Annotated in this window: 19 protein-coding genes; 18 read left to right on the plus strand and 1 reads right to left on the minus strand. The window is 64.3% G+C overall.

The genetic code is table 11. From position 1 onward, the window contains the following. The 17 genes from bamA to ACK1U9_RS21685 all read left to right on the plus strand — a co-directional run. On the plus strand, window positions 1-1,189 hold a 1,189-nt coding region (gene bamA / locus ACK1U9_RS21605; RefSeq protein WP_449110176.1), incomplete at its 5' end, for an outer membrane protein assembly factor BamA. 145 nt (window positions 1,190-1,334) lie between these two features. Continuing rightward, the gene (locus ACK1U9_RS21610) at window positions 1,335-1,718 is read left to right on the plus strand and encodes a hypothetical protein (protein WP_046616669.1); all 384 of its coding nucleotides are present in this window, start codon (window positions 1,335-1,337) and stop codon (window positions 1,716-1,718) included. 14 nt (window positions 1,719-1,732) lie between these two features. Next, entirely contained in the window at window positions 1,733-2,698 is a 966-nt protein-coding gene (locus ACK1U9_RS21615) for an endonuclease (protein WP_015270262.1), read from the plus strand. 146 nt (window positions 2,699-2,844) lie between these two features. Then, on the plus strand, window positions 2,845-3,153 hold the full coding sequence (locus ACK1U9_RS21620) for a hypothetical protein (protein ID WP_153671331.1): 309 nt from the start codon (window positions 2,845-2,847) through the stop codon (window positions 3,151-3,153). A 48-nt stretch (window positions 3,154-3,201) separates the two neighbouring features. Beyond that, window positions 3,202-3,753 (plus strand): YbhB/YbcL family Raf kinase inhibitor-like protein, encoded by a 552-nt coding sequence (locus ACK1U9_RS21625; RefSeq protein WP_046616671.1) that lies wholly within the window; start codon window positions 3,202-3,204, stop codon window positions 3,751-3,753. Between the two features lie 556 nt (window positions 3,754-4,309). Further along, window positions 4,310-5,365 carry a 3-deoxy-7-phosphoheptulonate synthase gene (locus ACK1U9_RS21630; RefSeq protein ID WP_108480968.1) on the plus strand — a complete coding sequence of 352 codons (1,056 nt, stop codon included), beginning with the start codon at window positions 4,310-4,312 and terminating at the stop codon, window positions 5,363-5,365. 80 nt (window positions 5,366-5,445) lie between these two features. Then, window positions 5,446-5,727 carry a peptidylprolyl isomerase gene (locus ACK1U9_RS21635; protein WP_016715592.1) on the plus strand — a complete coding sequence of 94 codons (282 nt, stop codon included), beginning with the start codon at window positions 5,446-5,448 and terminating at the stop codon, window positions 5,725-5,727. 11 nt (window positions 5,728-5,738) lie between these two features. After that, a complete protein-coding gene (locus tag ACK1U9_RS21640) occupies window positions 5,739-7,682 on the plus strand; it encodes an extracellular solute-binding protein (protein WP_375136302.1) in 1,944 nt (647 codons plus the stop codon). Continuing rightward, the gene (locus ACK1U9_RS21645) at window positions 7,679-8,737 is read left to right on the plus strand and encodes a microcin C ABC transporter permease YejB (protein ID WP_153671333.1); all 1,059 of its coding nucleotides are present in this window, start codon (window positions 7,679-7,681) and stop codon (window positions 8,735-8,737) included. Before ACK1U9_RS21640 ends, ACK1U9_RS21645 begins: the two co-directional genes overlap by 4 nt. Continuing rightward, entirely contained in the window at window positions 8,737-9,753 is a 1,017-nt protein-coding gene (locus tag ACK1U9_RS21650; RefSeq protein ID WP_108480969.1) for an ABC transporter permease, read from the plus strand. The genes ACK1U9_RS21645 and ACK1U9_RS21650 overlap by 1 nt, the downstream gene beginning before the upstream one ends. 122 nt (window positions 9,754-9,875) lie before the next feature. Next, window positions 9,876-11,258: a sigma-54 interaction domain-containing protein gene (locus ACK1U9_RS21655; RefSeq protein WP_108480970.1), complete on the plus strand. Its 1,383-nt coding sequence runs from the start codon at window positions 9,876-9,878 to the stop codon at window positions 11,256-11,258. Between the two features lie 269 nt (window positions 11,259-11,527). Further along, window positions 11,528-12,919 (plus strand): GntP family permease, encoded by a 1,392-nt coding sequence (locus ACK1U9_RS21660; RefSeq protein ID WP_046616676.1) that lies wholly within the window; start codon window positions 11,528-11,530, stop codon window positions 12,917-12,919. A gap of 10 nt (window positions 12,920-12,929) precedes the next feature. After that, window positions 12,930-13,700, plus strand: coding sequence for a 3-hydroxybutyrate dehydrogenase (hbdH, locus tag ACK1U9_RS21665; RefSeq protein WP_135001906.1), 771 nt, complete (start codon window positions 12,930-12,932; stop codon window positions 13,698-13,700). A 55-nt stretch (window positions 13,701-13,755) separates the two neighbouring features. Beyond that, window positions 13,756-14,235 carry a serine protease inhibitor ecotin gene (gene eco / locus ACK1U9_RS21670; protein WP_015270251.1) on the plus strand — a complete coding sequence of 160 codons (480 nt, stop codon included), beginning with the start codon at window positions 13,756-13,758 and terminating at the stop codon, window positions 14,233-14,235. A gap of 147 nt (window positions 14,236-14,382) precedes the next feature. After that, window positions 14,383-16,338, plus strand: a complete 1,956-nt coding sequence (locus ACK1U9_RS21675; RefSeq protein WP_085598997.1) for an acetoacetate--CoA ligase — start codon at window positions 14,383-14,385, stop codon at window positions 16,336-16,338. Window positions 16,339-16,540: 202 nt separating this feature from the next. Continuing rightward, entirely contained in the window at window positions 16,541-16,816 is a 276-nt protein-coding gene (locus ACK1U9_RS21680) for a peptidylprolyl isomerase (protein ID WP_013972552.1), read from the plus strand. 90 nt (window positions 16,817-16,906) lie between these two features. After that, window positions 16,907-19,333, plus strand: a complete 2,427-nt coding sequence (locus tag ACK1U9_RS21685) for an autotransporter family protein (RefSeq protein ID WP_108480972.1) — start codon at window positions 16,907-16,909, stop codon at window positions 19,331-19,333. Here ACK1U9_RS21685 and ACK1U9_RS21690 read toward each other — a convergent pair. Continuing rightward, a complete protein-coding gene (locus ACK1U9_RS21690) occupies window positions 19,330-19,953 on the minus strand; it encodes a LysE family translocator (protein ID WP_108480973.1) in 624 nt (207 codons plus the stop codon). The two genes, ACK1U9_RS21685 and ACK1U9_RS21690, sit on opposite strands and share 4 nt — an antisense overlap. Window positions 19,954-20,084: 131 nt before the next feature. On the opposite strand from ACK1U9_RS21690, the gene ACK1U9_RS21695 reads away from it, so the two are divergent. After that, window positions 20,085-20,894 (plus strand): helix-turn-helix transcriptional regulator, encoded by an 810-nt coding sequence (locus ACK1U9_RS21695; RefSeq protein WP_085598992.1) that lies wholly within the window; start codon window positions 20,085-20,087, stop codon window positions 20,892-20,894. Window positions 20,895-20,960 lie beyond the last annotated feature (66 nt).

Below are 20,960 nucleotides of genomic sequence, written 5' to 3' on the forward strand. Positions count from 1 at the left end.
TTTCTTCAAGGAAGTGAACGTCGAGACCCCACCGGTGCCGGGCACCGACGACCAGGTCGACGTCAACTACAGCGTTGAGGAGCAGGCTTCCGGCTCGATCACCGCCAGCGTCGGTTTTGCCCAGAGCGCCGGCCTGATCCTCGGTGGTTCGATCAGCCAGAGCAACTTCCTCGGTACCGGTAACAAGGTGTCGATCGGCCTGACCCGTAGCGAGTACCAGACCAAGTACAACTTCGGCTTTACCGACCCCTACTTCACCGCCGATGGCGTCAGTCTGGGCTACAACCTGTTCTACAACAGCACCGACTACAGCGATTACTACGACGATGGCGTTTCCTATTACGCGATCGACAGCTACGGTGCCGGGGTCAGCTTTGGCTACCCGATCAACGAAACGTCGCGCCTGACCTATGGCCTGACCCTGCAGCACGACAATATCTCGCCCGGCACCTATAGCGCCGACGAGATCTACGACTTCATCGCACGCGAGGGCAAGAGCTTCAACAACCTCAAGGCCTCGATCGGCTGGTCGGAGTCGACCCTGAACAAAGGCGTGCTGGCTACCCGCGGCCACTCGCAGAGCCTGACGGTGATGGCCACTACCCCTGGCAGCGACCTGTCGTTCTACAACCTGGACTACAGCGGCCAGACCTACCTGCCACTAACCAGCAACACCTCGCTGCGCCTGCATACCAGCCTGGGCTACGGCAACGGCTACGGCTCCACCGACGGGCTGCCGTTCTACGAAAGCTACACCGCAGGTGGGCTGGGTTCGGTGCGCGGGTTCAAGGACGGCAGCCTCGGCCCGCGCAATACCCCGGCCACCGGCACCTATGCCAGCGCCGGACAGGCCTATTACTCCGACCGTGACACCGACGTGCTGGGCGGCAACATCCTGATTGCCGGCGGTGCCGAGTACATCTTCCCGTTGCCGTTCGTGAAGGACCAGAGCCAGCTGCGCAGCTCGGTGTTCGTCGATGCCGGCAACGTGTACGCCGATACCTGCTACCTGTCGACCACCCAGGGCTGCGGCAGCGTGGACCTGGCTCAGATGGCCGTGTCGCTGGGCATTGGCGTGACCTGGTACAGCCCAATGGGGCCGCTGAGTTTCAGCCTGGCGGCACCGCTGAAGAAGCCGGATGGGGCAGAAACCCAGATGTTCCAGTTCTCGCTGGGGCAGACCTTCTGATGCCTGACTCAGCGCAAGGCTGCTCCTGCAGCGACCGCACCGAGCTGGCGTTGAGCATTACCCGCTTTTACCTCTGCTTAACCCAAGTTGACAGTGACCTTCCTTAAGCTGGCCAGGACTCGTACCCGCCCAGCAGGACATGCCCATGCCACCCTTCACACCATGCTTCCCCACTTCACTGCGCCCCGACGAAGTCCCGGTCGCGCTACTCGACCTGGTCCAGCAGCGCCTGGCCGGGCTGCTCGGCCCGCGCTTCAGCGTGGTGCTGGGCGGCAGTGGCAACGGTGCCGGGGTCAGCCACTACCACCTGGCAATCCAGCACAACCAGAGCGGTGTTTCCCTGGAGGACACCGGCGCCGTCGGCACCGGCTTCATCGAGCGCCTGCTGCGCATGGCCACCCAACTCAAGGCCATGCTCGACTCGGCCACGTTCAGCAGCATGGGCAGCGACGACCCGCGCCGCCCACTGGTGTGGATCAGCGAGCTGGCCTGCCCCAAGGAAATGATTACAATGCATGCCCCAACCTGAAATATGTTTTTCCCATGAAATCACTGCTTTACGCCGTATCCTTACTGTTTTCCTTCACCCTCCCTGCCCTGGCCAGCCCACCGGCGACATTCACCGAAGCCAAGGTGGTGGCCAAGCAGAAGGTGTACATGGACCAGGCCAGCAGTGCCATGGGCGACCTGTACTGCGGTTGCAAATGGGCCTGGGTGGGCAAGTCTGGCGGGCGTATTGATGCCGCCTCGTGCGGCTACCAGACCCGCAAGCAGCAGAACCGCGCCGAACGCACCGAATGGGAGCACATCGTGCCGGCCTACACCTTCGGCAACCAGCGCCAGTGCTGGAAGAACGGTGGCCGCGAGCATTGCGTGGATGACGACCCGGTGTTCCGCGCCATGGAGGCCGACCTGTTCAACCTGTACCCGGCAGTGGGTGAGGTAAACGGCGACCGCAGCAATTTCAACTACGGCATGGTTGCTGGCAATGCAGGGCAATATGGGCAGTGCACCACCAAGGTGGACTTCGTGCAGCGTGCTGCCGAACCACGTGACGAAGTGAAAGGGCTGGTCGCCCGCACCACCTTCTACATGTACGACCGTTACAAGCTGAGCATGTCGCGCCAACAGCAGCAGTTGCTGATGGCCTGGGACAAACAGCACCCAGTGTCGGCCTGGGAGAAAGAGCGTGACCGGCGCATTGCCGCGATCATGGGCCATGCCAACCCCTTCGTCACCGGGGAACGCAAATGGACCGCCAACTACAAGCCAGTCGGCAGTGGCGTGGTACAAGCGGTGCCAGCGAAGGCCGCCAAGCCTGAGGCCAAGCCGAGCCTGGCCAGTGCCGGGTCGGTGGGGGCTGTGCTTGGCAACCGCAACAGCCATGTCTATCACCTTTCCGTCGGCTGCCCGGGCTATACCCAGGTTACCGCGAAGAACCAGGTCACCTTCGCCACAGAGGGTGAGGCGCAGGCAGCGGGTTATCGCAAGGCGGGCAACTGCCGCTGAGCGCCTTCCTCGGGGCCCGCGCGGCACCTTTGCAATCGAGCGGGCTGCACAGCAGCCCGCAACAATGACCATCCGTCGCCCAGACGGCACCCCACTCCCCGCCCCCAGCCCAACGAATGACAGATCATCCGTAAAGGAGACGTTCCATGAGCCGCATTCGCCCACTCTCACTGTGCCTTGCCCTTGCCCTGGCCAGCGTCACTGGCACCAGCTTCGCTGCCACTGACACAGACACCGACAGCCGCCCGCAAACCGACCAGTACGGTGGCAAGACCGCCGGTGAAGACAGCAGCGTCAACAGCCCTGGCAGCAGCAAAGCCAACGACAGCAGCGACACCGGCAGCAACAGCGATGCCGCCGACGGCGCCGCTGGTGGCTCCAACAGCACCGGCGAAGCCACTGGCTCCGGCGCCGGGCACACCGGTGGCACCGCCGAGGACCAGGACAGCCATTGAGGCCGGCCTGGGCTACACTGCGCCGGAACGCCCTGCCAAGGATCCACCATGAACCTCAAACCCTGGCTGCTCGCCGCCCTGCTGCCGTGCAGCGCCTTGGCCGTTGCTGGCGGCCAGGGCGCGCTGTCGATCAGTTCATCATCGTTCACCGACGGCGGCGTGATCGCCTTGCAACAGGTTGGCCCGGACCCGGCCTGCGGTGCCGGCGAAGAGCGCACCCCGCAACTGAGCTGGGACAACCTCCCCGCAGGGACCCAGTCGCTGGCACTGATCATGTTCGACCCGGACGGCGGCAAGGGCATTGGCGTGGTCCATTGGCTCGCCTACAACATCGACCCGGCCCAGGATGGGCTGAAGGAAGGCGCCGCAGGGTTGACCGGGCAAGGTGTGACCGTGGGGCGCAACTCGCGGGGCACACTCAGCTACCGAGGCCCTTGCCCACCCGCCGGCGACAACCCGCACCACTACGCACTGACGCTGATCGCCACCGACCTGCCATTGGGCACCCTGCCTGAAGGCCTGGACCGCAGCGGCTTGCTGCAACTGCTGCAAGGTCACGCACTCGGCGCGCAGAGCCTTGTCGGGCGCTATGGTCATTGAACCAGGCAGTACAAAAACAATTGATCATCCCCCCAGCATTTATCCATTGAATGGCCCGGCCGAACTGAAGTAAGCTCGGGCTCATTCACTGGAGAGCAACATGCCGAAACACACCCGCAATCACGCCAACCACACCGGTCGCACCCTGCGCCCTGTGCTGGCTGTTGCCGGCTGCGTGGCACCTGCCAGCTATTACTTCGGGTATTGGTTTAGCCACTAGGCGCCGATACCCACACGGCGCCCACCTTCGAGGGGCCGCCGAACATGAGAATACTCAAACCCCCGGTCGGCTCCCCGACCGGGGGTTTTGCTTTTCAGGCCTTTGAACAACACCGATTCACATTGAGGACAGATTCATGAACTACGCCACTTATTACTACGCAAACACCTTCGCCTGGCGATTTAGCCAATCCCGTTCGGGCCAGCCTGCCGCCTCCGTTCGGTCGTCCACAGGTGGCAATGCAGCAGCCAACACGAATTCAACGATCTGTCGAACACCTCGATAGGGCCGACCACGCGGGCCAGAACCCGCCGTCCGCCCAGGGAAAAAAACGCCATGCAAGCTTCCAGCCTCGCCCTGACCCAGTCGCAAGCGGCCAACACCACCGTCAGCCAGCGCCTGCCCAGCCCGCACCTGCTCAAACAGCAAATGCCGCTGTCCAGCGAACTTACCCTGCAAGTCCAGGCCCACCGCCAGGCCATCCGCGACATTCTCGAAGGCCGCGACCAGCGCCTGCTGGTGATCGTTGGCCCGTGCTCGATCCACGACCCGCGCTCGGCCCTGGAATACGCCGACCGCCTGGCCGCGCTCAGCCGCGAAGTCGACGACAAGCTGCTGCTGGTGATGCGCGCCTACGTCGAAAAACCCCGCACCACGATAGGCTGGAAAGGCCTGGCCTACGACCCGCACCTCGATGGCAGCGACGACATGCACGCCGGCATCGCCCTGTCCCGCGGGCTGATGCTGAACATGATCGAACGCGGCCTGCCGGTTGCCACCGAGCTGCTGCAGCCAATGGCCGCCGGCTACTTCGATGACCTTCTGGCCTGGGCCGCGATCGGCGCACGCACCACCGAGTCGCAGATCCACCGCGAAATGGTCAGTGGCCTGGAGTTGCCGGTCGGTTTCAAGAACGGCACCGACGGTGGCATCGCCATCGCCAGCGACGCCATGCGCAGCGCCGCCCACCCGCACCGCCACTTCGGCATGGATGCGCAGGGCTACCCGGCCATCATCGAGACCTTGGGCAACCCGGACACCCACCTGGTGCTGCGCGGCGGCCACAAGGGCCCGAACTTTGATGCCAACAGCATTGCCATGGCCCGCCAGGCGCTGGCCAAGGCCGGGTTGCAGGCGCGGATCATGGTCGATTGCAGCCATGCCAACAGCGGCAAGGACCCGGCGCGCCAGCCGGCGGTTTTCAACGATGTGCTGGAGCAGCGCCTGGCCGGCGACCGTTCGATCGTCGGCGTGATGATCGAAGGGCACTTGTTCGACGGCTGCCAGGCGCTGGGCAAGGGCGCGCTGAAATACGGCGTGTCGATCACCGACGGTTGCCTGGGCTGGGCCTCGACCGAAACCCTGTTGCGCGAGGCGGCACAAAAACTCTAGGTAGCGGGACGCAAGCCTGGCGAGACATACCCCGGACAAGTGCGCTAGGCTTGCCTTTTTTACCCCAAGGAGCAGTACCCATGGCCCGTGCAACCGCCCGCCACATCCTGGTCAGCAGCATCGATAAATGCAACGAACTGAAAGCCCAGATCGAAGCAGGCGCCGACTTCGCTGAAATCGCCAAAGCCAATTCCACCTGCCCGTCCAGCCGCCAGGGCGGTGACCTGGGCTCGTTCGGCCCGGGCCAGATGGTCAAGGAGTTCGACACCGTGGTGTTCAGCGCCCCGGTCAATACCGTGCAAGGCCCGGTGAAGACCCAGTTCGGCTACCACCTGCTGGAAGTGACCAGCCGCCAGGACTAAGTAGCCAGTAGCTGCTCATGTCCCCTGTGGGAGCGGCGGTGCGCCGCTGCGCTTTACCCGCGAATGCGTCCGTTCACGCAACGTCGTTGCCTGATCTGGCGCTTTCGCGGGTGAACCCGCTCCCACAGGCCTTGTGTTACCTTTTTCTGCTTTGTTTTTCCTTCAATAGCCAGGCTGCACCCACCCACGCCCTCACCGTCTACGGCGAAGCCCCCCGCTACAACGCCAGCTTCCAGCATTTCGACTACGTCAACCCCGACGCCCCCAAAGGCGGCATCCTGCGCCGCTCGGCCATCGAGATCGGCCAGTTCGACCATATCCTGCCGTACATCGACAAAGGCATCGGTGTCAGCGAGGTCGATGGCCTGTTGTACGCGCCACTGGCCGTGCGCTCGTTCGATGAACCCTACACCGTCTACGGCCTGATCGCCCGGCGCATGGAGCGCGGCCCGGAGGATGCCTGGATGCGTTTCGAGATCGACCCGCGCGCCACATTCGCCGATGGCAAGCCGGTGCGCGCCGAGGACGTACGCTTCACCTTCGAGCTGCTGATGAGCAAGGGCAGCCTCAAGTACCGCACCCAGTTCGCCGATGTCGCCGCCGTCATCGTGGAAAGCCCGCACAGCGTGCGCTTCGACTTCAAGCCCGACCACGGGCGCACCCTGCCGCTGGACCTCGCCAGCCTGCCGGTACTGCCCGAACACGACTGGCAGCAGCGCGATTTTGCCAACGGTGCTGGCTTCGACAAGCCGGTCGGCAGCGGGCCGTACCGTATCGGGCGCATCGACAACGGCCGCAGCATCACCTTCGAGCGGGACGCCAACTGGTGGGCGCGCGATCTGCCGGTCAGCCGTGGTCGCTACAATTTCGACAAGCTGCGCATCGAGTACTTCGGCGATACCGAAGTGGCGCGGCAGGTGCTCAAAGGCGGCGGCTATGACTACAACCGCGAATTCTCCGCCACCGCCTACACGCTGGGCTACAACGGCGCGCAACTGGACGACGGCCGCCTGCAGCGCGCCCACCTGGGCCCGGCCAAACCGCAGGTGGCCCAGGGCTTCGTGTTCAACCTCGACCGGCCGCAGTTCAAGGACCGTCGCGTGCGCCAGGCGCTGGGCATGCTGTGGGACTACGAGTGGAGCAACCGGCAGATGATGCGCAACATGTACATCCGCCAGCAGAGCGTGTTTTCCAATACCCCGCTGGCTGCACGTCAACTGCCGGATGCCGACGAGTTGAAACTGCTCGAGCCGTTGCGCGGCAAGGTACCGGACGAAGTCTTCAGTACCGTGTTCACCGCCCCGGTCACCGATGGTTCGGGGATAATCCGCAAGCAGCAGCTGCAGGCATTGGCGCTGCTCGAGCAAGCCGGCTGGCGGCCCGAAGGCGACCGCCTGGTGAACAGCCAGGGCACGCCGCTGGCGTTCACCTTCCTCAACGGCCAGGCAGGCATGGAGCGCCTGCTGCTGCCGTGGAAGCGCAACCTGGCTCAGATTGGCGTGACCCTGGAAATCCGTAACGTCGATTCGGCCCAGTACGTCAACCGATTGATGGCACGTGACTACGACATGATCGTCACTGGCTACCCGGTCACCCTGTCGCCTGGTGCCGAACTGTACAACTACTTTGGCTCGGCAGCGGCCCACGACCCTGGGTCGAATAACCTGATGGTGCTGCAGGACCCTGCCGTGGACCGGCTGATCGACGGCCTGGTGCGCGCCGACACCCAGGCCGACATGCTGCATCACGCCCGTGCCCTGGACCGGGTTCTGCAATGGAACTATTACTGGATCCCCAATTACTACCCGCCCGGCAGTTCCACTGCCTGGTGGAACCGCTTCGGCCTGCCCAAGGTTCAGGCTGCCTATGACGAAGGCCTGGACACCTGGTGGGAAGTCAGCCCTACCGCGCTGACCAACGCGCAAATGGCCGAACGCCGGAAATCCTCGCCATGACCACCTACATACTGCGCCGCCTGTTGCTGATCATCCCGACCCTGCTGGCGATCCTGTTGGTCAACTTTGCCATTGTCCAGGCCGCGCCGGGTGGCCCGGTGGAGCAGGCGGTGGCGCGCCTGCAAGGCATCGGCGGCGGCGCCCCCGGTGCCCGGGCCGAGGTGGTGCACGGCGAGTCACGTGCCACCCGTGGCCTGGACCCGAAACTGATCGAGGAGATCAAGCGCCAGTACGGCTTCGACAAGTCCGCCCCCGAGCGCCTGTGGTTGATGCTGGGCCAGTACGCCCGGCTGGACTTCGGCAACAGCTTCTTCCGCGGCGCCAAGGTCACCGACCTGATCCTCGATAAGTTGCCGGTCACCCTGTCGCTGGGCTTCTGGGCCACGCTGATCACCTACCTGGTATCCATCCCGCTGGGCATCCGCAAGGCAGTGCGCCACGGCAGCCGCTTCGATGCCTGGAGCAGTGCACTGATCGTGGTCGGCTATGCCCTGCCCTCGTTCCTGTTTGCCCTGTTGCTGATCGTGCTGTTCGCCGGCGGCACCTCGCTCAGCTGGTTCCCGGTGCGCGGCCTGGTCTCGGACAACTTCGACGAGCTGAGCCTGTTGGGCAAGGTCGCGGACTACTTCTGGCACCTGGTGCTGCCGGTCGGCGCCCTGGTGATCGGCGGCTTCGCCACCCTGACGCTGCTGACCAAGAACGCCTTTCTCGAAGAGATTTCCCGGCAATACGTGGTTACTGCCCGCGCCAAGGGCCTGAGCGAGCGTCGGGTGCTGTATGGCCACGTGCTGCGCAATGCCATGCTGCTGGTGGTGGCCGGCTTGCCGCAGGCGTTGATCACGGTATTCTTCGCCGGCTCGTTGCTGATCGAGGTGATCTTCTCCCTCGATGGCCTGGGCCGCATGAGTTACGAGGCGGCCGTGTCGCGCGATTACCCGGTGGTGTTCGGCACGCTGTTCATCTTCACCCTGGCGGGCCTGCTGATCCGCCTGATCGGTGACCTGTCGTACACCCTGCTCGACCCGCGTATCGACTTCGACACGAGGGCCCGCTGATGCTTTCACCGCTTTCGCGTCGTCGCCTGCAACGCTTTCGCCGCAACCGCCTGGGCTGGGTTTCGCTGTGGCTGTTCGCCGCTCTTCTGCTACTGAGCCTGTGTGCCGAGCTGGTGGCCAACGACAAACCGCTGCTGCTGGGCTACAAGGGCGACCTGTACGTGCCGGCGCTCAAACGCTACACCGAGCAGCAGTTCGGTGGCCAGTTGCCCTTCCAGCCAGACTACCGCAGCGCCTATGTACGCCAGCTGATCGAGCAGCAAGGTGGCTGGATGCTGTTCGCCCCGATCCCGTTCAGCGCCGATACCCCCAACTACGACCTGCAGGTGCCCACGCCCAGCCCACCAAGCGCGAGCAACTGGCTGGGTACCGACGACCAGGGTCGCGACGTGCTGGCCCGAGTGCTGTATGGCACCCGGGTATCCTTGCTGTTCGCCTTCGCCCTGACCGTGGTCAGCGTGCTGATCGGGGTGGCGGCCGGTGCCCTGCAGGGCTACCACGGCGGCTGGGTCGACCTGGTCGGCCAGCGCCTGCTGGAGGTGTGGTCGGGGTTGCCGGTGCTGTACCTGCTGATCATCCTCAGTGGGTTCGTCGAGCCGGACTTCTGGTGGCTGCTGGGGATCATGGCGTTGTTCTCCTGGCTTACCCTGGTCGATGTGGTGCGCGCCGAGTTCCTGCGCGGTCGCAACCTGGAGTACGTGAAAGCCGCCCGGGCGCTGGGGTTGCCAGACAGCCAGGTGATGCTGCGGCATATCCTGCCCAATGCCATGAACGCGACGCTGACCTATGTGCCGTTCATGCTTACCGGGGCGATCACCACCCTGACTGCACTGGATTTTCTCGGTTTCGGCATGCCGGCCGGGAGCGCTTCGCTGGGAGAGCTGGTGACCCAGGGCAAACAGCACCTGGAGGCGCCGTGGCTGGGCTTTACCGCGTTCTTCGCGCTGGCGGTGATCCTGTCGCTGCTGGTGTTTATCGGGGATGCCTTGCGCGAGGCGTTCGACCCCAGGGGATAGGTTTGCAGGTCTGGCCTCTTCGCGGGTAAACCTGCTCCCGCAGGGTCACCACAAACCTTGAGGACTGTGGGGTATCCGCGAAGAGGCCGGCCCTGCTTTTACAGATTTCAGGATTTCTACCCATGCACGACAGCGACAGCCTCAAGGACTACCCTCAGGTACGGCAACTGGCGATCCGCTCGTTGTTCGAGATCATCGAGCAGTCCAGCGAGGGCACGGTAATCGTCGACCGCCAGGCGCGCATCGTCTGGATGAACGAGCGCTACGCCCGGCGCTTCGGCCTGGCCGACGCGGCCAGTGCCATCGGCCAACCATGCGAGGCAGTAATCCCGGGAAGCCTGATGCGCGAGGTAGTGAGCAATGGCCGGCCAATCCTGCTGGACATGCTCGACACCCCGAACGAGCCGCTGGTGGTCATGCGCCTGCCCATCCACGATGATCAGGGCGCGCTGATCGGCGCCATCGGCTTTGCCCTGTTCGATGAGTTGCGCAGCCTGTCGCCGCTGCTCAAACGCTACTCCAGCATGCAGCAGGAGCTGGCCTCGACCCGCTCGCAGTTGCGCGCCCGCCAGGCCAAGTACAGCTTTGCCCAGTTCGTCGGCAGCAGCGCCGCCAGCCTTGAGGCCAAGCGCCGAGCCCGGCGTGGCGCGAGCAGTGATTCGCCGGTGTTGCTGCTGGGCGAAACAGGCACCGGCAAGGAACTGCTGGCCCATGCCATCCATGCAGCGTCGGCGCGGGCGCACAAGGCGTTTGTCAGCATCAACAGTGCGGCAATCCCCGAGACACTGCTGGAAGCCGAATTCTTCGGTACCGCCCCCGGCGCCTTTACCGGCGCCGATCGCAAGGGCCGCAGCGGCAAGCTGCAATTGGCCGAAGGCGGCACGTTGTTCCTCGACGAGATCGGCGACATGCCGCTGGCCCTGCAGAGCAAGCTGCTGCGGGTGTTGCAGGAGAAGGAGTACGAGCCGGTAGGCTCGAACCAGATGCTGCGCAGTGATGTGCGCATCATTGCCGCCACCTCCATCGACCTGCAGGCCGCCATCGCCCGCGGGGCATTCCGCGCCGACCTGTATTACCGGCTGAATGTGCTGCCGATCGAGGTGCCGCCACTGCGGCAACGGCTGGTGGACCTGCCGGCGCTGTGCGAGGCCATCCTGGGGGAACTGGGCAGCCAGTATGAGCTGGAGGCCGAAGCGCAGCAGCTATTGGCGAGGCATGCATGGCCGGGGAACATTCGCGAGCTGCGCAATGTGCTGGAGCGGGCCACGCTGCTGGCAGATCAGCCGCGGCTGGGGGTGGAGGATCTGCGGGCGGCATTGGGGCCGTTGAGCCCGGTGGCGGGTGAACCTATGCGGCAGACTTACCGTGAGGCCTGTGAGGCATTTGAGCGCGAGCTGATTGCCGGGGCACTGGCCAAACATGGGGGCAATGTGCCGGAAGCTGCGTCGGCGTTAAGACTCGGGCGCTCGACGCTATACAAGAAGATGGTAGCGCTTGGTCTCTGATTGGAGACTTATGTTTCCATTTTGAGATTGCGGCGACGGCTTTGCCCTCGATCGCGATACAAGGCCGCTCTTACAGGAGATCGCGGTGCCCTTGTGGGAGCGGCCTTGTGTCGCGATGGGCCGCAAAGCAGCCCCAAAATCTCAAGACAGAGACAAATATCCAGAAAAAAACAAAATACCGATATAAATCAATGGGTTAAAAACTGGCACGATTCCAGCTATCTCCTGCTCACCGATAAAAACAAGACTCACCCAGGAGACCCACCCCGATGACCGTGCTCATCGCCCTCGCTGCGCTGGCCCTGCTGATGCTGGCTGCCTATCGCGGCTACAGCGTAATCCTCTTCGCCCCAATCGCCGCCCTCGGTGCGGTACTGCTCACCGACCCGTCCGCCGTGGCTCCCGCATTCACCGGGGTGTTCATGGAGAAAATGGTCGGCTTCATCAAGCTTTACTTCCCGGTGTTCCTGCTGGGCGCCGTGTTCGGCAAGCTGATCGAACTGTCCGGCTTCTCGCGTTCGATCGTCGCCGCCGCCATCCGCGTGCTCGGCACCCGCCAGGCGATGCTGGTGATCGTGCTGGTCTGCGCCCTGCTCACCTACGGCGGCGTGTCGTTGTTCGTGGTGGTGTTCGCGGTGTATCCGTTCGCCGCCGAGATGTTCCGCCAGAGCAATATCCCCAAGCGACTGATCCCGGCAACCATTGCCCTGGGTGCGTTCTCGTTCACCATGGATGCCCTGCCCGGCACCCCGCAGATCCAGAACATCATCCCCAGCACCTTCTTCAACACCACCGCCTGGGCCGCGCCCTGGCTGGGCCTGATCGGCACGCTGTTCGTGTTCTGCACCGGCATGGCCTACCTGCAGCGTCAGCGCAACAAGGCCCAGCGCGCCGGTGAAGGCTATGGCAGCGACTTGCGCAACGAACCGGAAACCGCTGCCGACCTGGCGCTGCCCAACCCTTGGCTGGCCCTGTCGCCGTTGCTGCTGGTGGGGGTGATGAACCTGTTGTTCACTCATTGGATCCCGCAGTGGTACGGCACTAGCCACAGCCTGCAACTGCCCGGCATGAGCGCGCCGGTACAAAGCGACGTGGCCAAGCTCACTGCCATCTGGGCGGTGCAGGCGGCGTTGCTGGTGGGCATCCTGATGGTGCTGGTGTGTGCCTTCGGCGCCATCCGCACCCGCCTCGCCGAAGGCACCAAAAGCGCCGTGGGCGGCGCCTTGCTGGCGGCAATGAACACCGCCTCGGAATACGGTTTCGGCGCGGTGATCGCCTCGCTGCCGGGCTTTCTGGTATTGGCCGACGCCCTGCGCGGCATCCCCAACCCACTGGTCAACGAGGCCATCACCGTAACCTTGCTGGCCGGCATCACCGGCTCTGCCTCGGGCGGCATGAGCATCGCGCTGGCGGCCATGGGCGACAGTTTCATCGCCGCCGCCAATGCCGCCAACATCCCCCTCGAAGTGCTGCACCGGGTGGCCGCCATGGCCAGCGGTGGCATGGACACCCTGCCGCACAACGGTGCGGTCATCACCCTGCTGGCCGTGACCGGGCTGACCCACCGTGAGGCCTACAAGGACATTTTCGGTATTACCCTGATCAAGACCCTGGCGGTGTTCGTGGTCATCGCCACGTTCTACGCCACCGGCATCGTCTAAGGAGCTTTGCATGACCCTCAAAGGCAAGACCGCACTCGTCACCGGTTCCACCAGCGGCATCGGCCTGGGCATTGCCCAGGTGCTGGCCCGAGCAGGCGCCAACCTCGTGCTCAACGGCTTCGGCGACCCTGCCCCGGCGCTGGCCGAGCTCGCCCGGCACGGGGTGAAGGCAGTCCATCACCCGGCCGACCTGTCGGACGTGGCCCAGATCGAAGCGCTGTTCGCCCTGGCCGAGCGCGAGTTCGGCGGCGTGGACATACTGGTCAACAACGCCGGCATCCAGCACGTGGCGCCGGTGGAGCAGTTCCCGCTGGAAAGCTGGGACAAGATCATCGCCCTCAACCTGTCGGCCGTGTTCCACGGTACGCGCCTGGCCCTGCCTGGCATGCGAGCGCGCAACTGGGGGCGCATCATCAATATCGCCTCGGTGCATGGCCTGGTCGGCTCCATCGGCAAGGCGGCCTATGTGGCGGCCAAACACGGCGTGGTCGGCCTTACCAAGGTGGTAGGTCTGGAAACCGCCACCAGCAACGTCACCTGCAATGCCATCTGCCCTGGCTGGGTGTTGACCCCGCTGGTGCAGAAGCAGATCGACGATCGTGCTGCCAACGGTGGCGATCCGCTGCAAGCGCAGCACGAACTGCTGGCAGAAAAACAGCCCTCGCTGGCCTTCGTCACCCCCGAACACCTGGGTGAGCTGGTACTATTCCTGTGCAGCGAGGCCGGTAGCCAGGTTCGCGGTGCCGCCTGGAACGTCGATGGTGGCTGGTTGGCCCAGTGACGGGCGGCCTGGGCCTGGCGACGGTCTTGCATTCGTTTATCTGCAAGGAGGCCCTATGCGCCCAACCCCGATGACCGCGATCCTGGCCCTGACCCTGGCTGCCGCCGCACCTGCGATGGCAGCCAGCCTGAAGGACGTCGCGCCCTACCCCGAGGCGGAAAAAGGCTTCACCCGGCAGGTCATCCACCTGCCTGCCCAGGCTGATGAGTCGGCCTACCAACTGGAAATCCTCGCCGGCAAGACCCTGAAGGTGGACTGCAATCGCCAGCGCCTGGGCGGCAGCCTGGAGGAACGTACCCTGGAAGGCTGGGGCTACAGCTACTACCGCCTGGACAAGGTCAGCGGCCCGGCCAGCACGCTGATGGCCTGCCCCGATGGCAAGAAGACCGAGGCCTTTGTGCCCGTGGTCGGTGAAGGCTTCATGCTGCGCTACAACAGCAAGCTGCCGGTGGTGGTGTATGTGCCCAAGGACGTCGAAGTGCGCTACCGCGTCTGGACCGCGTCGCAGGACGTGCAAAAGGCTAAAGTAGAGTAACGCGCAAGCCCCTGCAGCCAGGGGCTTCTTCGCGGGCACGCCCGCTCCCACAGGCTATCACCAGGCTGGACATCTACGCTGTACCTGTGGGAGCGGGCGAGCCCGCGAAGGCGCCCTTGAATCCAAATGATCATCTGGAGGTTCGGCATGAACGATGTGCTCTGGCGCCCCTCCACGGCGCAGATCGAGGCCAGCCGGATGGATGCCTTCCGCCGCCGGGTCAACCTGCGCTACAACCTGCAACTCGACGACTACCAGGCGCTGCACCGCTGGAGCATCGAGCAGCGCCCTGCCTTCTGGCAAACCCTTGCCGACTATTTCCACGTTCACTGGCATACCCCACCGAGCCAGGTGCTCAGCGAAGGGCCGCAGATGCCCGATGCCCAGTGGTTCAGCAACGCCACCCTCAACTTCGCCGAACACCTGCTGCGCCGTCGCGACGACCGCCCGGCCCTGGTCGCCGTGCGCGAGGACGGCCAACGCCAACTGTTCACTCATGCCCAGCTGGCGGCCCAGGTGGCGGGCCTGCAAACAGCCTTCAAGGCCGCCGGTATCGTCCCCGGCGACCGGGTCGCCGCCATCATGCCCAATACCTGGCAGACGCTGGTCGCCATGCTTGCCTGCACCAGCCTCGGTGCGGTGTGGTCCAGCTCTTCGCCGGAGTTTGGCGTCCACGGCATCATCGACCGCTTCGGCCAGATCGAACCCAAGCTGCTGATCGCCTGCGCCGGTTACCAGTACGCCGGCAAAGCTGTCGACCAAGTGGACAAGGTCAACCAGGTGTGCGCGCAACTGCCCGGGCTGGAACGGCTGATAGTGGTACCCCATACCCGCAGCGGGACGCGTGTCGACCAATTCAAGGCCGCCAACGTCAGCTTGTGGGACGAGTTCTATCAGCCCGGCGGCGAGCCGCGCTTTACCCCGCTGCCCTTCGACCACCCGCTGTACATCCTGTATTCCAGCGGCACCACCGGTGTGCCCAAGTGCATCGTCCACCGCGCCGGCGGTGTGTTGTTGCAGCACCTTAAGGAACATGGCCTGCACAACGACCTGAAGGCCGATGACGTACTGTTCTACTACACCACCTGCGGCTGGATGATGTGGAACTGGCTGGCCAGCGGCCTGGCGGTGGGCGCCACGCTGGTACTGTACGACGGCTCACCCTTCCACCCCGGCCCCGAGCGCCTGCTGGACCTGATCGATGCCGAGGGCATCCAGGCCTTCGGCACCAGTGCCAAGTACCTTGCGGCGCTGGAGCAGGCGGGCCTGGAGCCCGCGGCAAGCCACCGCCTGACGCGCTTGCGCCTGCTGTTGTCCACCGGCTCGCCACTGTCGCCACACAGCTACGACTACGTGTACCGCAAGATCAAGGCCGACCTGTGCCTGGCGTCGATGTCCGGCGGCACCGATATCGTCTCCTGTTTCGTGTTGGGCAACCCGACCCTGCCAGTGCGCCGTGGCGAGATCCAGTGCAAGGGCCTGGGCATGGCGGTGGAAGTGTGGAACGAGCATGGCCAACCGGTTCAAGGCGAAAAAGGCGAACTGGTGTGCACGCGCAACTTCCCGTCCATGCCGCTGGGGTTCTGGCAGGATACGGACGGCAGTCGTTACCACGACGCCTACTTCAGCCAGTTTCCGGGGGTGTGGGCCCAGGGCGACTATGCCGAACAGCGTGCCGATGGCGGGCTGGTGATTCATGGCCGCTCCGATGCGGTGCTCAACCCCGGTGGCGTGCGCATTGGCACGGCGGAGATCTACCGCCAGGTAGAAAAGGTCGAGCAGGTGCTGGAAAGCGTGGCAATCGGCCAGGACTGGCAAGGCGATGTACGGGTGGTGCTGTTCGTTCGCCTGCGTGACGGCCTGCAGCTGGATGACGCCCTGCGCCAGCACATCCGCCAGGTGATCCGCCAGTACACCACGCCCCGCCATGTACCGGCGGTGATCGCCCAGGTCGATGACATCCCGCGTACCATCAGCGGCAAGCTGGTGGAGTTGGCGATTCGCAATGTGGTGCATGGTCTGCCGGTGAAGAACACCGATGCCCTGGCCAACCCCGAGGCGCTGGAGCAGTTCCGGGATCGCGAGGAGTTGCGCACCCCGTAATGAAGGTATTCACCGTCATTGTGGGAGCGGCCTTGCGTCGCGAAAGGGCCGCAAAGCGGCCCCAGCAATCTATGCTTCACTGCTGAAATTCCGGGGCTGCTTTGCAGCCCTTTCGCGACGCAAGGCCGCCCCCACAATGGCCTCAACCCGACCCGTTAAGGCATAATGCCCACCTTTTTCGCCCCCGAAGCACAGGTACCCCATGAAAGCCCAAGCCCGTCACATCCTGGTCAAGACCGCTGACGAAGCCGAAAAGCTCAAGCAGCGCATCGCCAATGGCGAGGCTTTCGACGTGCTCGCAAAAAAGTTCTCCACCTGCCCTTCGGGCAAGCGTGGCGGCGACCTGGGTGAAATCCGCCCCGGGCAGATGGTCGGTGCCATCGACCAGGTGATCTTCAAGAAGCCCCTGCGCGTGGTGCACGGGCCGATCAAGAGCAAGTTCGGCTATCACCTGGTGCAGACGTTCTACCGCGACTGATAGCCCCGGGCCACCTGACATTTTTGCCAGTTGTCCCCCTACCGTACAAAACATACAACTCAGGCAGTGGCCCCTCATGGAGACCTGCCTATGCGCTGCCCTCGCCTGCTTGTGCCTGCCGTACTCCCTCTGCTCACCTTGCCTTTGCTGTCTCATGCCCAATCCTTGACTGTTGCAGAGGGTGAGAACCTGGGCGCCATCGTCCAGACGCCAGATGCTGATCAGGCCACCATCACCGGCGGCAATGTTGGGTCGTTGCAACAAGGCGAGGGGCAGGACAAGTTCAATATGTCTGGTGGCACGCTAGGGACGCTCAATCAAGGCGGTGCCATGGACGAGTTCGTGATGACCCGTGGAGCCATCACCGATGCTTTCGAAGATGGCGACAATGCCTGGTTCAAAGGCGGCAGCATTCGCCGGATTGACCTCAAGATGGCTGATAACTTCTTTGAAATGTCGCAAAACCTTGGTGTGGAAACCATCGTTGTCGCCAACGTGGTCAGTGGCCTTGGCAAAGACTGGTACGACCTGTTTGGCGGCACCATCGGTGGGGATCTCAGTAGCAGTAGCGGCGACGACGTGATCAATGTCAAAGGCGTCAATCTGAAAGGCGAGATACGTGCCGGCCAGGGCGACGATAAACTCAACTGGACGAGCGGCAAGATCGGCAAGAAAGCAGACATGGGCGCCGACAATGACACGGCCACTGTCAGCACACTCGACTTGAGCAGTTCAACAGTGCTGTTGGACGGCGGTACGGGCACGGATACCCTGACGTTTCAGCAAGCCAAGGTCGGTCAGGGGGCCTTGTATGTCAATTGGGAGTCCATCAACCTGAACCAGGGCAGCCGGCTGACCCTGAACGACAGCTTGGTCCTGGGTGACCTGGGCTCCGATCAGCCACCGATAGCCGCAGCCACGGGGACCGGTACCCTGCAAATTGACGCGACCAGCACACTGATCAGTCACCGCGGCAGCATCGTCAGCATCCAGAATGGCAGCAAGGCATCCGTGGTAAACGCCGGCACCATAGACCTGAGCGGTGGCAACGACGCTCAGGGTCGCCTGACCATCCAGGGCAACTACACCGGCATTAACGGCACCCTGCGCCTTAACAGCGTGCTGGCCGGCGACGGTGCCGCCTCCGACCGCCTGGTGGTCAGCCGTGGTGCGATTGACGGCTCTACCCAGTTGCTCATCAACAACCTCGATGGCGCCGGTGCAACCACCGCGCAGAACGGCATTCAAGTCGTTGAAGCGCGTGACGGCGCGGTCAGCACGGCCACCGCATTTGTCCAGACCCAGACTCTTTCAGCCGGCGCCTACGACTACCGGTTGTTCAAAGGCGGCGTGACTGCTGGCAGTGAAAACAGCTGGTACCTGCGCTCCACCCTGGTTGCGCCACCCGCTCCGGCCCCAGCGCCGGAACCGGGCGAGCCCACACAGCCAACCCAACCGGGCGAGCCAGTGGTGATCGCACCCGCCGCTACTCCGCCTGTCGCCGCCCCGGCCCCCGGCCAGGTCGACCTGCCAGCACCGGTGCAAGGCGAAAGCCTGCCGCTGTATCGCCCGGAAGTTGCGGTGTACGCCGCAGCGCCACGCGGTGCCGCGATCATCGCTCGCCAGGCACTGGGCACGTTCCACCAGCGTCAGGGCGACCAGCAGCTGCTGCAGGGTGACGGCGCCCTGCCCGCCAGTTGGGGCCAGGCCTATGGCGGCGCGTTGCGCCAGCAATGGAGCGGCACGGTCAACCCGAGCCTGGATGGCGACCTGTACGGCTTCAAGGTGGGCCAGGACCTGTACGCCAAGGTTGGCGACAGTGGTTATCGCCAGCATGTCGGTATCTACGTCAGCCATAGCCGCCTGGACGCCGACGTCAAAGGCTTCGCCCTCGCCGTGCAGAACCGCAGCGTCGGTGACCTGGAGCTTGATGGCGACAGCGTCGGCGCCTACTGGACGCTGGTCGGACCGCAAGGCGGCTACCTCGACGCCGTGCTGCAATACACCAACCTGGATGGCCGGGCGCGTTCGGACCGGGGTGACAAATTGAACATCGACGGCCACGCCTGGACCGCCTCGCTGGAGTCCGGCTATCCCATCGCCCTGTCCGACCGCTGGGTACTGGAGCCGCAGGCTCAGTTGATCGCGCAAAAAGTCTCGCTCGACAGCGCCAGCGATAGCGCCTCGCATATCAGCCACGACGCCCAGGTCGAGCTGACCGGCCGGTTGGGGGTTCGGCTCGAGGGGGCCTTCAAAGGCAGCAGCGGCCGCCTGTTGCAACCCTATGCGCAAGTCAACCTGTGGCACGGCGACGGTGGCCGCGATACCTTGACCTTCGATGGCGTCGACAAGATCAAGACCGATTACCGCTATACCTCGGTGCAACTTGAAAGCGGCGTGGTAGCGCAGGTGAACGAAGCACTGAGCCTGCATGGCGGTGTGCAGTACACCGCCAACCTGGACGCCCGCCAGCAGGAAGCCAGCGGCGTGAACCTGGGCCTGCGCTGGCAGTTCTAGCGCCGCGCAGCCAGCAGCCCGAGGCCGGCGCAGCCCAGCAATGAGGCGCTGACCCGGTTGAACAGCCGGCGTGGGCCGGGCTGGCTGAACCAGCGCTGCAGGTACGCCCCCAGGCCGGCGTAGATGGCGATGGCGGCCCATTCCAGCAACAGGAACAGCACACCCAGCCAGAGGAACTGCTCGCTCACCGGGGTGGCGCTGCCCACCGAGACGAACTGCGGCAGGAAGGCGGTGAAAATCAGGATTGCCTTCGGGTTGCCAGCAGCTACCCAGAACTCCTGTCGCGCCAGGCGCCAGGTGCCGCGCGGGTGATCGCTTGCCACCATCGCCTCGCCCACCGGCGCCCGCCACAGTTGCCAGGCGATATAGAACAGGTACGCTGCCCCCACCACCTTGATGGCCAGGAACAGGTATTCGCTGGTGTGCAGCACCACTGCCAGGCCCATGGCCGCCAGGGCGATCATGCCGCTGAAGGCGACGATGCGCCCGCCACCGGCCACGCATGCCGTACGCAGGCCGTAACGGCTGGCATTGTGCAGCGACAGCAGGTTGTTCGGCCCTGGCGCCATGTTCAGGGCGAAGCACGCAGGAATGAAAAGCAGCAGGCTTGAAAGGTCCATTATTGTTTTCCTTTGGCAACAGGCGTCTATTTCGGCGGTCAGCGGGCCTTGTGGTCAAGTTACAGCCAGCGGAAAAAACTGTATGGGTGCGTGGCGCCTGATAAGCTGCCGCGTATACCGAGGACCCTGCGATGCCCCGTTCCCATGCCGCGCTGTGGCGCGATCCGGCCCTGCCCCATGTCGAAAGCCGCCGCGCCTGCCATAGCCGTGCCTGCTACAAGGCCCACAGCCACCCGACGTTTTCCATCGGTGTGGTGGACGCCGGCCATAGTCACTTCACCGGTGCCGGCAACGGCCAGCAACGCCTGACACCCGGCACGCTGGTGCTGGTCCCGGCCCGCCGCGTGCATGCCTGCAACCCAGAGCCTGGGCAAGCGTGGAGCTACCAGATGCTGCATGTGGATGCCGACTGGCTGGCGCAGCTACACATGGAGTCTGGGCTGGAGGGGGCCGGGCCTGGCGAGCCGGCACGTATCTGCCAGGTGCCGGAGGTGTATCGGCAGTTCTGCGAACTGAACAGCCTGCTGTTCTCCAGCGCCAGCAATGGCGAGAAGGATGCGGCGCTGATCGCCTTTCTGGGTGACATGGACTTTGCCAGACACGCGCCGCTGGCGCCGGCACCGGCACTGGCGGCGACCGCGTTGAGTGGGCTGATCGCGCACATCGAAGGTCAGGACCCGGCGCAGCTGAGCCTGGCGGTAATGGCGCAGCAGGCCGGGCTTGGGCGCTACCAGTTGATTCGCGCCTTTCGCGCCGCTACCGGTTTTACGCCGCATGCCTACCTGCTCAATGCCCGGGTCAACCGTGGGCGCCAATTGTTGAGTGAAGGGCAGCCACTGGCGGAGGTGGCCTATCAGCTCGGATTCGCCGACCAAAGCCATTTCCAGCGAGTGTTCAAGGCCCATGTGGGGGTGACGCCGGGGCAGTATCGGGGAGACTGAAGGCCTGTGCGGTCTCTGTAGGAGCGGCCTTGTGTCGCGAAAGGGCTGCGCAGCAGCCCCGGCAAT

The sequence above is a fragment of the Pseudomonas sp. XP1 genome (assembly GCF_053557675.1).

Coding starts and splice junctions, on each gene's coding strand:
- ACK1U9_RS21645 (WP_153671333.1), top strand. CDS start 7,679: ATGACCACCTACATACTGCGCCGCCTGTTGCTGATCATCCCGACCCTG.
- eco (WP_015270251.1), top strand. CDS start 13,756: ATGCGCCCAACCCCGATGACCGCGATCCTGGCCCTGACCCTGGCTGCC.
- ACK1U9_RS21690 (WP_108480973.1), bottom strand. CDS start 19,953: ATGGACCTTTCAAGCCTGCTGCTTTTCATTCCTGCGTGCTTCGCCCTG.
- ACK1U9_RS21655 (WP_108480970.1), top strand. CDS start 9,876: ATGCACGACAGCGACAGCCTCAAGGACTACCCTCAGGTACGGCAACTG.
- ACK1U9_RS21625 (WP_046616671.1), top strand. CDS start 3,202: ATGAACCTCAAACCCTGGCTGCTCGCCGCCCTGCTGCCGTGCAGCGCC.
- ACK1U9_RS21610 (WP_046616669.1), top strand. CDS start 1,335: ATGCCACCCTTCACACCATGCTTCCCCACTTCACTGCGCCCCGACGAA.
- ACK1U9_RS21680 (WP_013972552.1), top strand. CDS start 16,541: ATGAAAGCCCAAGCCCGTCACATCCTGGTCAAGACCGCTGACGAAGCC.
- hbdH (WP_135001906.1), top strand. CDS start 12,930: ATGACCCTCAAAGGCAAGACCGCACTCGTCACCGGTTCCACCAGCGGC.
- ACK1U9_RS21620 (WP_153671331.1), top strand. CDS start 2,845: ATGAGCCGCATTCGCCCACTCTCACTGTGCCTTGCCCTTGCCCTGGCC.
- ACK1U9_RS21615 (WP_015270262.1), top strand. CDS start 1,733: ATGAAATCACTGCTTTACGCCGTATCCTTACTGTTTTCCTTCACCCTC.
- ACK1U9_RS21650 (WP_108480969.1), top strand. CDS start 8,737: ATGCTTTCACCGCTTTCGCGTCGTCGCCTGCAACGCTTTCGCCGCAAC.
- ACK1U9_RS21635 (WP_016715592.1), top strand. CDS start 5,446: ATGGCCCGTGCAACCGCCCGCCACATCCTGGTCAGCAGCATCGATAAA.
- ACK1U9_RS21695 (WP_085598992.1), top strand. CDS start 20,085: ATGCCCCGTTCCCATGCCGCGCTGTGGCGCGATCCGGCCCTGCCCCAT.
- ACK1U9_RS21630 (WP_108480968.1), top strand. CDS start 4,310: ATGCAAGCTTCCAGCCTCGCCCTGACCCAGTCGCAAGCGGCCAACACC.
- ACK1U9_RS21660 (WP_046616676.1), top strand. CDS start 11,528: ATGACCGTGCTCATCGCCCTCGCTGCGCTGGCCCTGCTGATGCTGGCT.
- ACK1U9_RS21675 (WP_085598997.1), top strand. CDS start 14,383: ATGAACGATGTGCTCTGGCGCCCCTCCACGGCGCAGATCGAGGCCAGC.
- ACK1U9_RS21685 (WP_108480972.1), top strand. CDS start 16,907: ATGCGCTGCCCTCGCCTGCTTGTGCCTGCCGTACTCCCTCTGCTCACC.